This window comes from Reichenbachiella sp., from assembly GCF_039969095.1.
Lineage (GTDB): Bacteria > Bacteroidota > Bacteroidia > Cytophagales > Cyclobacteriaceae > Reichenbachiella.
The window spans coordinates 254,269-266,428 of record NZ_JBDVOL010000010.1; the positions used below are offsets into that span (position 1 = coordinate 254,269).

A 12,160-nucleotide genomic window follows, 5' to 3' on the forward strand; every position below is an offset into this window, starting at 1 on the left:
TTAAAAAGGATAGCCAATTCCCAGATTCCAAACCAGACGATTGTAGTCCTTGTAATCAGGAAGCTCAAAGCTTCCGTGAGAGAGGTTTTTTTCATAGCGAGATTGGTTGCCAGGGTCATGAATTTTCCAAGCAGCATCCAATCTGAGTAAGAGGAATGAAAAATCTAATCGAAGTCCATATCCCGCACCAATAGCAATCTCTTGTAGAAAGTCATTAAACTCAAACTGTCCACCTGGTCTTGCTTCCTCATTATTTATGGTCCATACATTACCCATGTCTACGAAAACCGCGCCGAAGAGAAATCCGAAAATCTTGTGTCGGAGTTCGATGCTGGTTTCTAATAGAATCTCGCCTGGTTGCTCGAAGTCATTGCTATACACACCTAGAGAGTCTACAGGCAAGTAGGAACCAGGGCCTAGTCGTCTAGGCTGCCAAGCTCGAATACTATTGCTTCCGCCTGCAAAAAAGAACTCTTCGTACGGTAAGGTTTGGTTGCTTCCATAAGGGTATGCCACGCCCAGATGCGCTCTATACGCCAATATAATTTGTGAGTTGACTGGTGTAGAATGCCGGTAGTCTACGTCTACTTTTGCGAATTTGAAATACTCCAATTCTTCAGATTTATCAAAAGTATTCTTAGCAAGTAAGCTGTACACATTGCCTCCAGCTTCTATTTGATATCGGAAGAATCCAGACTTTACTTTTTTATTACCATAATCATTGATGTTATGCGTGACGGATAGCCATGTGCTACTGACGAATGAAGGTAAAAATGAATTTTTAAGATTATTGCCATTGAGGGCCAGAGTGTCGAGAAAGTCCTGATATTCGTCTGTGACGTTAGAATCAATCAAACTAATGTCGGCTATATTCAACGAATAGCTTCTGCGTTTTTTATAATTCTGCCAACTCAATATCAAAGAGGTATTAATATTGGTTCTAAGATATTCAGTCCTATTGGTGTAGTTTAGACCAAATGAAAGTCTGGTTTTAGGGTTTAGATGACCAAGTTTTGATCTGAAACTTGATGTAAGTGGTACCATAAATTGTGGAAACGTAAAGGCCAGATTTGCACCATAGTCCAATGATGAATAGGGGTTGCCGGTTTCTGTAGCACCAGATAGTCCTTCAAATCCCACTCGGCCACTTAACTCCATGACCTCCAGTCCTTTGAATGTATTTCTGTTTTTTATAGAAGCATTAAAAAATGGCCCCGGAAGCCCTTTGCTTACATTTAGCCCTAATTCAGATGAAGTTTGAAATTTTTTCAAAGGACTTGTGAATACATAAGGGATAAATTGCCCCCCTGTGGTGTCATAGTTGATATTGATAAATTTGAAAATATCCATGTTCGAAAGCTGTTTTTGCGTTTCGAGTGTGTTGGATTTTTGATATAAATCTCCAGGCTTCAAAAATATTCTTCGATCCAGAATTTTCTCTGAGTATCTCTTACTATAAAACTGATAAGTGACTCCTTCAAAGTTTTCTGTTTGTCTACTGGTAGCTAGTCCTGTGATATTGGCATCAGTCGTAAAAATGACGGAATCAATCGTGTAAGTTTTATGTTTCGGCTGATTGTTAGGGTTTCGAATAGTCAGACCAATAATTACTTTTTTATCTCCTAGGTAAGACGAATCAACAACGAAACTGATAAACTGTCGGTTGAAATTGTAGTAGCCATTATTGAGCATGACATCATTGAGTCGATCACGCTCCTTCACCAGATTGGCCTGTTCATAATTATTGTCAAGCTTTAAAAAGGATTCCTCCTCCGATTCTATGACTCTATTGTATATCGCGCTATCAGGAATGTTGTAAAACATGGAATCAATCACATAGGGCTGGTTTCTTTCGATGTTGTAAATTGTAGTAACCATCCTGAATGTGTTTTCAGAGGTGTAAGAGACTTTAGAATTGAAATACCCTTTGGTCTCCATGTATCCTTTTATTTTCTTTATTGTCGCTTCTTCTTTGGCGGTGTCGTAGATAGCCAATGGTTCGCCCATACGCATACCAAAATTACCTTCCTTGATGTTTCGGGTTTGTTTATTGATCTTTTTAGTCATTTTGGAACGTAGCTTTTTCTGCTTTTTTTCCTTATCTGTTTTGGCTATTTTCTGGTTGTATTTTTCACGAATGTCTTCTTTTTTGCTTTCATATTTAGCTGAGTCATATCTCTTGAGACCACGCTGGTAAATTCCCACATAGGGAGACCAAGGAATGAATAGGATTTTTCTATTGGGAGTGTAGGCATACAGGGACTGAATTTCTTCCTTGTCCAGTTTGTCTGCGCCATCCAGTTTTTGTTCGACCAGCAAGGATTCTCCAGCAGGCAAAAACCTTCGACCCATGCATCCTGTCAGCAACAGAAACATGACCAAAATGATTGGCCCATATGAAGGTTTGAAATTGTTAATACTTTTCTCTGTCTAGTCGATGATCAATTGCCTTGATTTACTGAATATCCATTAAGTTTGGAAAAATGTCAGCTGTCGGTTTTAGATCTCTGTGAATGCCGCGCAAAAGCTAAATTTTGATAAATAAAGCACAACAATTGATGATTTCAAATCGAGAGTCAAAATTCATTAAATCCCTACAATTAAAAAAATTCAGGCAACTGGAAAATCAATTTGTCGTGGAGGGGGCAAAAAATGTGCTAGAATTGATTCAGTCGGGTTTTGAGATTACAAAAATTTATGCGACTAATGAATTCCTAACCAAAAATAAGATTGAACTTAATTCTTATTCCTCCATTTTGATTGAGGCCAAAGAAGCAGAACTCAATAAAGTGGGCACTTTTACCAACAATAATGCCGCACTTGCACTGGTGAAGATTCCAAAAGATACGAAAATCGATAGCTCACAATCTATATTAGCATTCGATCGGATCAAAGATCCAGGCAATTTGGGGACAGTGATTCGTATCGCTGATTGGTATGGGTTCGAGCAGATTGTCTGTTCGCCAGAGTCGGTTGATTGCTACAATCCAAAAGTCATATCGGCAACTATGGGCTCATTCGCAAGAGTGCAGGTGCATTATGCTGATCTTGGAGAACTGCTACAAAAGTCAGATCGCGTTTATGGCACCACCTTGCAAGGTGACAATATCCACGAACTGACATTCGAAGAACCAGCAGTGGTTGTTTTTGGCAACGAGTCTGAAGGCTTGGCAGACGACTTGAAGCAATACCTCACTCAGGAAGTCTACATTCCTGGTTATGGCGGAGCAGAGTCATTGAATGTGGCTGTTTCAACCGCTGTTTTCTGTGATAATTTTAGGCGGTTGTTGAAGCTTCAATAGCATTTGTCGTCGACCACACTTACGCGTCATCACCTGATTTATTCAGGTGATCTCTTGCGGACTACTACTGCAGCCATTTTTTGATCTTTGGCTAAAAGAAACTATTCTTGAGTTATAGAGCTGCTTAGAAAAATTAAGTTATCAATTAGTGTACCGTTTAAAATTTCAATATGTCTTACGTATTAGCATTTATATTAACTCTTTTTCAAATACCAGCTGAACTCGATTGTGATTCAATAAAGTTGGGGAAATTTAAAACTGTAAACTATGTGGAAAATTCAGAACCAATAGTTACAATAATTGAGCGAACAAAAGATTTTCAAATAGAAAGGAGTGAGCAACTTGGTGTTGAGCATAAATTTAAAATTGACTGGATGAGCGATTGTAGTTATAGGCTCACATGGGCAGAAACAATTAGAGATACCAACAATTTTGGGTATCCAACAGATCAGGTATTAACTATTGAAATTATTGAGATAGGATCTGGATACTATAATTTAGTTGCTAGTTCCAACCTATTTGAACAAAAAATAGAAGGAAAAGTAGAAATACTAGAATAAAAAGCCCTTACTGTCGGAATTTTCCATATCATACCTCATTCACCCACCAAACTCACAAACTTCTTAATCAACTCATTGGTTGTGCCCTCTTTCCAAATCAGCGAGAGATAAGTAATCTGCTTTACGTTTTTGAGTTCTATGAATTTGATGTCCAGGTCATAGCCATGCTGAAGCGAAGTAGGTACGATGGCTACACCGAGACCATTTTCTACTAATCGAAAGATCGTATTGGCATGCACAGACTTATGTGAGATTTTAGGAGCAAAACCGTGATCATCGAAAATACTCATCACTTTGTTGTAATACGTACGGCTGTAGTCACTGGAGAATAAGATGAAATTATCCTGAGCAAATTGACTTAAGTCTTTGAAGTTTTCTTCACTGATTTTGTGATTTTTTGGTAATACGATAGAGAAATTGTCCTTGAAAATTTGGCGTGAAGCGATACCATCTGGTGCTTGCTTGGCTCGGATGAATCCAATATCTAGTTTGTTGTGTTCGATAGCAAAGATTTGATCTTCGTTGCTCATTTCCTCTAAGCTGGTGTGTATCTTCGGAAAATGCTCATTCAGTTTCAATAATAAATGAGGGATTACGGCCTGCATGGCCGAACCTACAAAACCGATATTCAATTCTCCTTCCTCGCCCTTGTCAATGAGTTGGATAGAGCGTTTGATAGATTCCAATTGATTCAGAAGATTTGAGCTTTCGTCTTGTAGATATCTGCCTGCATCAGTCAGTTCCACTTGTCGCTTGTTTCTGATAAATAGCTGTACACCCAATTCATCTTCCAATTGCTTGATCTGACGGCTCAACCCAGGTTGGGTAATAAAGAGTCTCTCAGAAGCCTTTCGAAAGTGAAGCTCCTGAGCCACAATCATAAAATATCGGAGGTGTCTAAATTCTATTTGATTACTCATGGTTATCAATTGTTGATCTACAAAGTATTTTCAGTAATCAAAATTAGCGTTTAATATTGTTACTGAATTAAAAGCAGAGACTTTTTCATTCATCCCGCATGGATATAGTGGGAAACAACAACCCCAATTGATAAACAACAACATCATGCCGATTTTCAATTATGGAATCGATTATTTGACCCCGGGTGTGGCCATCGACATCGCCGAAGGCCGCACACAGGGCACTTTGAATGAAGAGGCCATACAAAAGATTTTAGCCAGCAGGCAAAATGTACTGGACATTACCGAGCAAGAAAAGATCGTCTACGGTGTAAATACCGGTTTCGGTTCGCTCTGTACTACCATCATCAACAAAGCCGATGCAGGTAAACTGCAAGAGAATATACTACGAAGCCATAGTGTAGGCGTAGGGGCAGAGACTCCGCTCGACGTTGCGAAACTGATGATGATTCTAAAAGTACATGCCTTGTCTAAAGGATATTCGGGTGTGGCTTTGGAGACGCTAGAAAGAATCATATGGCACATAGAAAATGATTTCATTCCTTATGTACCACAACAAGGATCTGTAGGTGCCTCTGGTGATTTGGCACCATTGGCCCATTTGTTTTTGCCACTCATAGGAGAGGGCAAAGTTTGGAAAGAAGGTCAATGGGTTTCAACAAAGAAGCTATTCCAAAAAGAAAATAAAACCTCACTTCAATTAGGTCCAAAAGAAGGACTAGCGCTTATTAATGGCACCCAGTTCATTGCGGCTTATGCGCTGAAAGGATTTGTTCGAATGAGCAATTGTTTGGATTCTGCTGATATTATCGGTGCGATGAGCTTGGAGGCTTTGAAAGGTTCTATGAAACCTTTTGACAAGGAGTTGCATCAGATCAGACCTTATCAAGGGTCTATCTATGTGGCGGATCGTTTGGAGAAATTGGTTGCTGGTTCTGAGATTATCAATTCACATCAGAATTGCAGCAGAGTACAAGATCCGTATTCCTTGCGCTGTATGCCGCAAGTGCATGGGGCTTCGAGAAATGCCTGGTTACACCTGAAAGAGATGTTGACTATTGAGCTCAATTCAGTAACAGACAATCCGATCATTTGCAGTGTTGACAAGACCATCAGTGGTGGCAACTTCCATGGTCAGCCGATGGCTATGCCGATAGACTATGCGGCGCTAGCTTCTTCCGAAATTGGCAATATCTCAGATCGTCGCGTCTATTTGATGCTGGAAGGTGATGTCGAAGGGTTGCCTGCTTTGTTGATGAATAATACCGGATTGAATTCTGGATTTATGATCCCGCAATATACCTCAGCGGCTTTAGTGAGCGAAAACAAAGGTTTGTGCTTCCCTTCGAGTGCGGATAGTGTACCTACTTCGTTGGGTCAGGAAGATCATGTCAGTATGGGGTCGATAGGAGGGCGTAAGTTCAACACGATCCTCGACAACTTAGAAAATATTTTGGGCATCGAATTATTCTGTGCAGCGCAAGGGTTTGATTTCAGAAAACCATTGAAGTCAAGTGCTATCCTAGAAGAAGTACATGCGCATGTTCGTAAACAGATTTCGTTCGCTACGGAGGATAGAATCTTCGGAGACGATATGGTCATCGCCACGGACATCATCAGAAATAAAGAAATTGTATCTGTAGCACATGCGGCAGCAGATCGTCACAACATTAACTTATACAACCATGAAGTATTCGGAATTTATTAAAAAGTACGCTTCGCACCCTAATTATAAAGCACCTACTGGCAATCAATTACATGCCAAGTCTTGGCAAACTGAGTCAGCGCTTCGTATGCTACTTAATAACTTAGATGCTGAAGTGGCGGAAGATCCCTCTGAATTGGTGGTGTATGGCGGCACGGGGCAAGCGGCTAGAAATGTAGAATCGCTTCAGAAAATCATTGAGCTATTGCTCAAACTGGAGAACAACGAAAGTTTGCTCGTGCAGTCAGGCAAACCTGTTGGTATTGTGCGGACACATGCCGAGGCACCAAGGGTTCTGATTGCTAATTCTAACCTAGTGCCAGCTTGGTCGAACTGGGAGCATTTTCAGTCTTTGAAAGAAAGAGGACTGATGATGTATGGACAGATGACTGCTGGTAGCTGGATCTACATCGGTTCGCAAGGCATTTTACAAGGTACTTATGAGACTTTTGTAGCCTGTGGAGAAAAACATTTTGGCGGAAGCCTTAAAGGAAAATTGGTGGCAACTGCCGGGCTTGGTGGCATGGGAGGTGCTCAACCTCTGGCGGCTACAATGGCAGGTGCTACATTCTTAGGAGCTGACATAGATCCGGCAAGAATTCAAAAACGTTTGGACACCAAATACATCGATCGCATGACACATTCTTACGAAGAAGCACGTGATTGGGTGATGGAGGCGAAAGCTAAAGGCGAAAACTTATCAGTCGGGTTGGTAGCCGATGCTGGTGATATGTTGGAGCAATTGATGGCGGATGGTATCGTGCCAGAAGTATTGACTGATCAGACTTCCGCCCACGATCCAGTATTTGGCTATGTGCCAAATGGGATGACTCTAGAAGAGGCTTCTGAATTGCGAAATAAAGATCAGGCAAAATACAAAGACCTCTCTTTGAAAAGTATGGCACGTCATGTCGGTTTGATGTTGGATCTGCAGAAAAAGGGAAGTAAAACTTTTGACTACGGAAATAACATTCGAGAATTCGCCAAACAAGGAGGAGAACTTAATGCGTTTGATTTCAATGGATTTGTACCTGAGTATGTACGACCGCTGTTCTGCGAAGGGAAAGGACCTTTTCGATGGGCAGCTTTGTCTGGTGATGCAGAAGATATTTATGTGACAGATCAGGCGCTAATCGAAGCTTTTCCAGAAAACAAGCATATGATTAACTGGCTACAAGAGGCGCAGAAGAAAGTGGCTTTCCAGGGCTTGCCGTGTAGAATTTGTTGGTTGGGCATGGGAGAAAGAGAAAAGGCTGGATTGATTTTCAATGACTTGGTAAAATCAGGAAAGGTAAAAGCGCCTATCGTTATTGGCCGTGACCATTTGGATTGTGGTTCTGTAGCTTCACCGAATAGGGAGACAGAAGGAATGAAGGATGGGACTGATGCTGTATCTGATTGGCCATTGTTGAATTTGATGTCGAACGCTACTGGTGGAGCGACCTGGATATCCTTCCATCATGGAGGGGGTGTGGGCATGGGCTATTCGCAACACGCAGGTATGGTAGTGCTAGCTGATGGAACGGAGAGGGCTGAAAAATGCTTGAAGCGAGTGCTTCACAATGATCCCGCCATGGGAATTTTCCGTCATCACGATGCTGGATACGAAAAGGCATCGGAGTTTGCCAATGACTTCGATTTGAATGTCTGGAAATAAAGATTAGAATTAATACTTAATTAAGGGGGCTGTAATACGGCCCCTTTTTTTGTTATATTCGAAAGATGACCAAAGGCAATATATTAATCACAGGGGCTTCTACTGGAATTGGTGCAGCGTGTGCCAAAAAGTTTATACAAGAAGGGTATACCGTATATGGAAGTGTAAGAAAACAAGAGGATGCAGATCGTCTGTCGACCGAACTTGGCGATGCATTTCATTCTTTGATTTTTGATGTAACTGACCAATCAGGAATTGATGAGGCCGCCGAGCAGTTAAACAAAGATTTGGCTGACCAGGGGCTAAGCCTGTTGATCAATAATGCTGGCGTTGCTGTAACAGGTCCAGCGGAGTTGCTTGACTTGGCCGATTATCGACGTCAATTCGATATCAACTATTTTGGGCTGATTGCTGTGACCAAAGCTTTTTTACCTTTGTTGGGTACAAAAGAAAATGGTTCGTTTCCTGCTGGTAAAATCATCAACATGAGCTCGATTGCCAGTAAAAGAGCGATGCCATTTATGACACCTTATGGAAGTTCAAAAGCGGCGGTTGACAGTTTTTCACAGGGACTAAGAAGAGAACTGATGATTTTTGGAATTGATGTGGTTACATTCAATCCTGGCCCAATTAAAACGCCAATCTGGGAAAAAATTGACACCGATACTTCCAAATCGGATCAGTCGCCTTATAAAAATGTTTTGAGACGTTTTATGAAATTGGCGGATAAGGAGTCTACCCATGCGATTGAGGTGGATGTATTTGCCAAAAAAGTGTATAAAACATTTATGAAATCTAGTCCAGCTACCTCGGATGTAGTAGTTAAAAATAAATTCTTTAAATATTCGATTCCAAGTTTATTTTCAGAACGAACTATGGATTACTTTGTAAAGAAAATGCTTAAAATATAATTATGCTCATCAAGGAACACGTTGCTCTCATTGAAAAATTTTACACGGCCTTCAATGAAAAAGATGCCAAAACAATGGCTGAATGTTATCACGAGGATTTGGAGTTTGAAGATCCTGCTTTTGGCGTATTGGATTACAACGAGGCTTGCGCCATGTGGGCGATGCTATTGAGTGGAAATAATGACATTGAAATTACTTTCAAAAATGCCTGGTCTGAAAATGAATTTGGAGGAGTAGACTGGGAAGCTAAATATCCATTTTCTAAAACAGGCAGAAAAGTACACAACGTAATTGATGCTAAATTTGAATTTAAAGATGGATTGATTGTAGGCCATCGCGACTACTTCGATTTCTACAAATGGAGTAGAATGGCTTTAGGTATGCCTGGGATATTGCTAGGTTGGACTGGCTATCTGCATAAAAAGGTGCAAACACAATGTACTTCTATGCTAGATAAATACATGAATGAGAGTAAGTAGTTATTCGTTTTTTTCTTTGCCAAAATGAATTTCCCCATTCTTTGAAAGTAAAATAGCTAATGGTCGAGTATTGTCGAACTGGCCAAAAATTATAATCAGAGTAGCAGTAATAGGGACGGACAAAATCATACCGACGACTCCCCATAGAAATCCCCATAGTGTAAGGCTCAATAGCACCACGAGTGGGCTAATATTGAGTTTGCTTCCCATCAAACGGGGGTCAAGCACATTGCCTACGAGTATTTGAATAGCACCTACTGCAATCAATACGGTAAGTGCTACAGATGGCTCGCCGTATTGAATAAGGCCAAATAATGTAGGAAACAGCGTAGCTACTATGGACCCAATAGAAGGAATGAAATTGAATAGAAATATGATAAAGGCCCACAATGCTGGTAATTCGATTCCAATAATCAAAAGTGCAAAGTAACTCAATAACCCAGTGAGAAAACTGGTGAATATTTTTACAGATAGGTAGTCATCAAAAAGATTGGTTACTGCAGTGAATGTTTTGTAAATACTTCCACCTGCCGCAGTAGTTTTTAATACCTTTTGAATTTTCTTTTGAAACAAAGTTTCTTCTAAAAGAAGAAAGACCACATAGATCAAAATGATGATAAACTGCCCCACAGCTCCGGCAAAAGAACCAGCGTAGGTCACAATAGTGGCTTTGTACTCTGAAAATAGCGATGTGAATGATTGATTTAGATTATCTATTCCAGTCAAATCTCCTAGAGAAATAAGAGCCATAGATATATTGTCACTATACTGCGGTAGGTTTTGTGCTAAGCTTTGAAAATTTGAACTTATAATTTTTGCAAAGGTGTAGATCCCTAGAAATACCGCAGCCGTGCTGATTCCTGTCACTAGCCATTTTGGTAGTTTGAACTTTCCAATTTTTATTTTGCTCACTAGGTCTCTCAATTTCTTGACGATGTACCATATCAAAAAAGAAATACAGAATACCTTTAGAAAGTTCTGAAAATACATCAAGACTCCTACAGTGCCGGCCACTACGATCATCCAATAGGCTACATTGGCAAGTTTAAGTTCGTTGGAATTTTGCATGAATTAAAGATATGTATTTTGATGGTTTTGCTTACCCCATCTTGGCTCTTTTGGTTAGATAGGTACTTAGAATTTTATCAAATCCACCTTTGATATCAGCATCAATAAAATCAATTTTCAGTTGTGAACATTTCAAGAATAGGTTTTTGAAAGCCTCATCCATGTGTTTTTTATAGGCTTTTTTAATTTCCGTAGGAGTCAGCTTAACCACTTGGCCAGTCTCTAAGTCTTCAAATCGATAAGGCCGATCTTCAAATTCAAAATCAAGTTCAGTTTCTTTATCATTTACATGAAAAAGCAGGACTTCATGCTTATTGTGTTTTAGGTGATTCAGTGCGGAGAAGACTTCTTCTTGATCAGTTTCGTTTTGCAGCATGTCCGAAAATATCACAACCAATGACCTTTTGGGAATCTTTTCTGCTACTTCATGTAGCACCTGAGCCACATTCGTTTTGTGATGTATCGGTGGCTTCTCAAATAACTGTTGATACTTATTGAGCAGATTGTGCACATGAGTTGATGTGGACTTGGTGTCAGATTGAAAATCAATTTTATCACTGAAAGTGAATAGTCCAACAGCATCTCGCTGTTTTTGCAATAAAAATGAAATCGCTGCACCAGCTAATATGGAGAATTTGATTTTCCCATGTTCGGGCTTGGGATAATACATAGATGAAGAAGTGTCTAGCACAATATAGCATCGCAGATTGGTCTCTTCTTCATATCGTTTTGTATACAGGCGATCAGTTTTAGCAAATACTTTCCAGTCTATATGCCTTGTACTTTCGCCGAAATTATACAATCTATGCTCTGCAAATTCCACTGAAAATCCATGATAGGGGGATTTGTGTAATCCAGTGATAAAACCTTCTACCAGTTGCCTGGCCAAAAGTTCCACATTGGCATACTCTTTTAGTTTGTTTATGTCTATATCTAACTTCACAAAAATGTATTTACCTCGTCAACGTATGTAATTTATAAATGATCTGCATGGTTGCAAATATTATAATGCAGAACGGCTTTTGGAGTAATATTTTTAATCCAGATTTAAGCTAGATACCTACAGGTTCATAATATAAGTAGTGATTTGCTTTTCTGATTTAAAAAACATTATATTTAAAGCTTTTAAGAATTTAAATAATCATCAAAATCTAAATTCTAGGAACTTAAACATACTGATAAAAGTGGAAGATCATAAGGATAACGAAAGAGCAGAAATATTTTCTGAGAGAGTAAGAGCGGGGAAAAGAACCTATTTTTTTGATGTAAAAGCCACACGTTCAAATGACTACTATTTGACCATTACCGAAAGCAAGAGGCGCTATAAGGATGATGGTTATTTCTACGAAAAGCATAAAATTTTCTTGTATAAAGAAGACTTCAATAAGTTCGTTCAAGCACTCAATGATACGGTAAACCATGTCAAAGAAGAGTTGATGCCAGAAGTTGACTTTGAACAATTTGATAGAGAAAAGGAAGAATCAGATAAACAACCAGAAGTCGTTGCTTCGAATGACGACAGTGAGTTGAAATGGGATTAATCTAATTCTAACAAGAA

General features: G+C 39.7%; 11 protein-coding genes. 7 read left to right on the forward strand and 4 right to left on the reverse strand.

All coding sequences use genetic code 11. From position 1 onward, the window contains the following. Positions 1-2,376, reverse strand: coding sequence for a BamA/TamA family outer membrane protein (locus ABJH98_RS04440; protein WP_348306426.1), 2,376 nt, complete (start codon positions 2,374-2,376; stop codon positions 1-3). A 182-nt stretch (positions 2,377-2,558) separates the two neighbouring features. Here ABJH98_RS04440 and ABJH98_RS04445 point away from each other — a divergent pair, with 182 nt between their 5' ends. After that, positions 2,559-3,302, forward strand: coding sequence for an RNA methyltransferase (locus tag ABJH98_RS04445; protein WP_348306427.1), 744 nt, complete (start codon positions 2,559-2,561; stop codon positions 3,300-3,302). 170 nt (positions 3,303-3,472) lie between these two features. Next, the gene (locus ABJH98_RS04450) at positions 3,473-3,862 is read left to right on the forward strand and encodes a hypothetical protein (RefSeq protein ID WP_348306428.1); all 390 of its coding nucleotides are present in this window, start codon (positions 3,473-3,475) and stop codon (positions 3,860-3,862) included. Positions 3,863-3,897: 35 nt separating this feature from the next. Here ABJH98_RS04450 and ABJH98_RS04455 read toward each other — a convergent pair whose 3' ends face one another. Then, positions 3,898-4,782, reverse strand: a complete 885-nt coding sequence (locus ABJH98_RS04455; RefSeq protein ID WP_348306429.1) for a LysR family transcriptional regulator — start codon at positions 4,780-4,782, stop codon at positions 3,898-3,900. 145 nt (positions 4,783-4,927) lie between these two features. Here ABJH98_RS04455 and hutH point away from each other — a divergent pair, with 145 nt between their 5' ends. From hutH to ABJH98_RS04475, 4 genes are all read left to right on the forward strand, one after another. Further along, positions 4,928-6,490: a histidine ammonia-lyase gene (gene hutH / locus ABJH98_RS04460; RefSeq protein ID WP_348306430.1), complete on the forward strand. Its 1,563-nt coding sequence runs from the start codon at positions 4,928-4,930 to the stop codon at positions 6,488-6,490. Further along, positions 6,468-8,144 (forward strand): urocanate hydratase, encoded by a 1,677-nt coding sequence (gene hutU / locus ABJH98_RS04465; RefSeq protein WP_348306431.1) that lies wholly within the window; start codon positions 6,468-6,470, stop codon positions 8,142-8,144. The genes hutH and hutU overlap by 23 nt, the downstream gene beginning before the upstream one ends. A gap of 65 nt (positions 8,145-8,209) precedes the next feature. Beyond that, positions 8,210-9,055, forward strand: a complete 846-nt coding sequence (locus tag ABJH98_RS04470) for an SDR family oxidoreductase (RefSeq protein ID WP_348306432.1) — start codon at positions 8,210-8,212, stop codon at positions 9,053-9,055. 2 nt (positions 9,056-9,057) lie between these two features. After that, positions 9,058-9,534 carry a nuclear transport factor 2 family protein gene (locus ABJH98_RS04475; RefSeq protein ID WP_348306433.1) on the forward strand — a complete coding sequence of 159 codons (477 nt, stop codon included), beginning with the start codon at positions 9,058-9,060 and terminating at the stop codon, positions 9,532-9,534. Here ABJH98_RS04475 and ABJH98_RS04480 read toward each other — a convergent pair whose 3' ends face one another. Next, entirely contained in the window at positions 9,535-10,602 is a 1,068-nt protein-coding gene (locus ABJH98_RS04480; RefSeq protein ID WP_348306434.1) for an AI-2E family transporter, read from the reverse strand. It abuts the gene before it with no gap. Positions 10,603-10,633: 31 nt separating this feature from the next. Then, positions 10,634-11,545, reverse strand: coding sequence for a DUF58 domain-containing protein (locus ABJH98_RS04485; RefSeq protein WP_348306435.1), 912 nt, complete (start codon positions 11,543-11,545; stop codon positions 10,634-10,636). A 241-nt stretch (positions 11,546-11,786) separates the two neighbouring features. Here ABJH98_RS04485 and ABJH98_RS04490 point away from each other — a divergent pair, with 241 nt between their 5' ends. Then, a complete protein-coding gene (locus tag ABJH98_RS04490) occupies positions 11,787-12,143 on the forward strand; it encodes a DUF3276 family protein (RefSeq protein ID WP_348306436.1) in 357 nt (118 codons plus the stop codon). Positions 12,144-12,160: the final 17 nt, after the last annotated feature.

Coding starts and splice junctions, on each gene's coding strand:
- ABJH98_RS04440 (WP_348306426.1), bottom strand. CDS start 2,376: ATGTTTCTGTTGCTGACAGGATGCATGGGTCGAAGGTTTTTGCCTGCT.
- ABJH98_RS04445 (WP_348306427.1), top strand. CDS start 2,559: ATGATTTCAAATCGAGAGTCAAAATTCATTAAATCCCTACAATTAAAA.
- ABJH98_RS04450 (WP_348306428.1), top strand. CDS start 3,473: ATGTCTTACGTATTAGCATTTATATTAACTCTTTTTCAAATACCAGCT.
- ABJH98_RS04455 (WP_348306429.1), bottom strand. CDS start 4,782: ATGAGTAATCAAATAGAATTTAGACACCTCCGATATTTTATGATTGTG.
- hutH (WP_348306430.1), top strand. CDS start 4,928: ATGCCGATTTTCAATTATGGAATCGATTATTTGACCCCGGGTGTGGCC.
- hutU (WP_348306431.1), top strand. CDS start 6,468: ATGAAGTATTCGGAATTTATTAAAAAGTACGCTTCGCACCCTAATTAT.
- ABJH98_RS04470 (WP_348306432.1), top strand. CDS start 8,210: ATGACCAAAGGCAATATATTAATCACAGGGGCTTCTACTGGAATTGGT.
- ABJH98_RS04475 (WP_348306433.1), top strand. CDS start 9,058: ATGCTCATCAAGGAACACGTTGCTCTCATTGAAAAATTTTACACGGCC.
- ABJH98_RS04480 (WP_348306434.1), bottom strand. CDS start 10,602: ATGCAAAATTCCAACGAACTTAAACTTGCCAATGTAGCCTATTGGATG.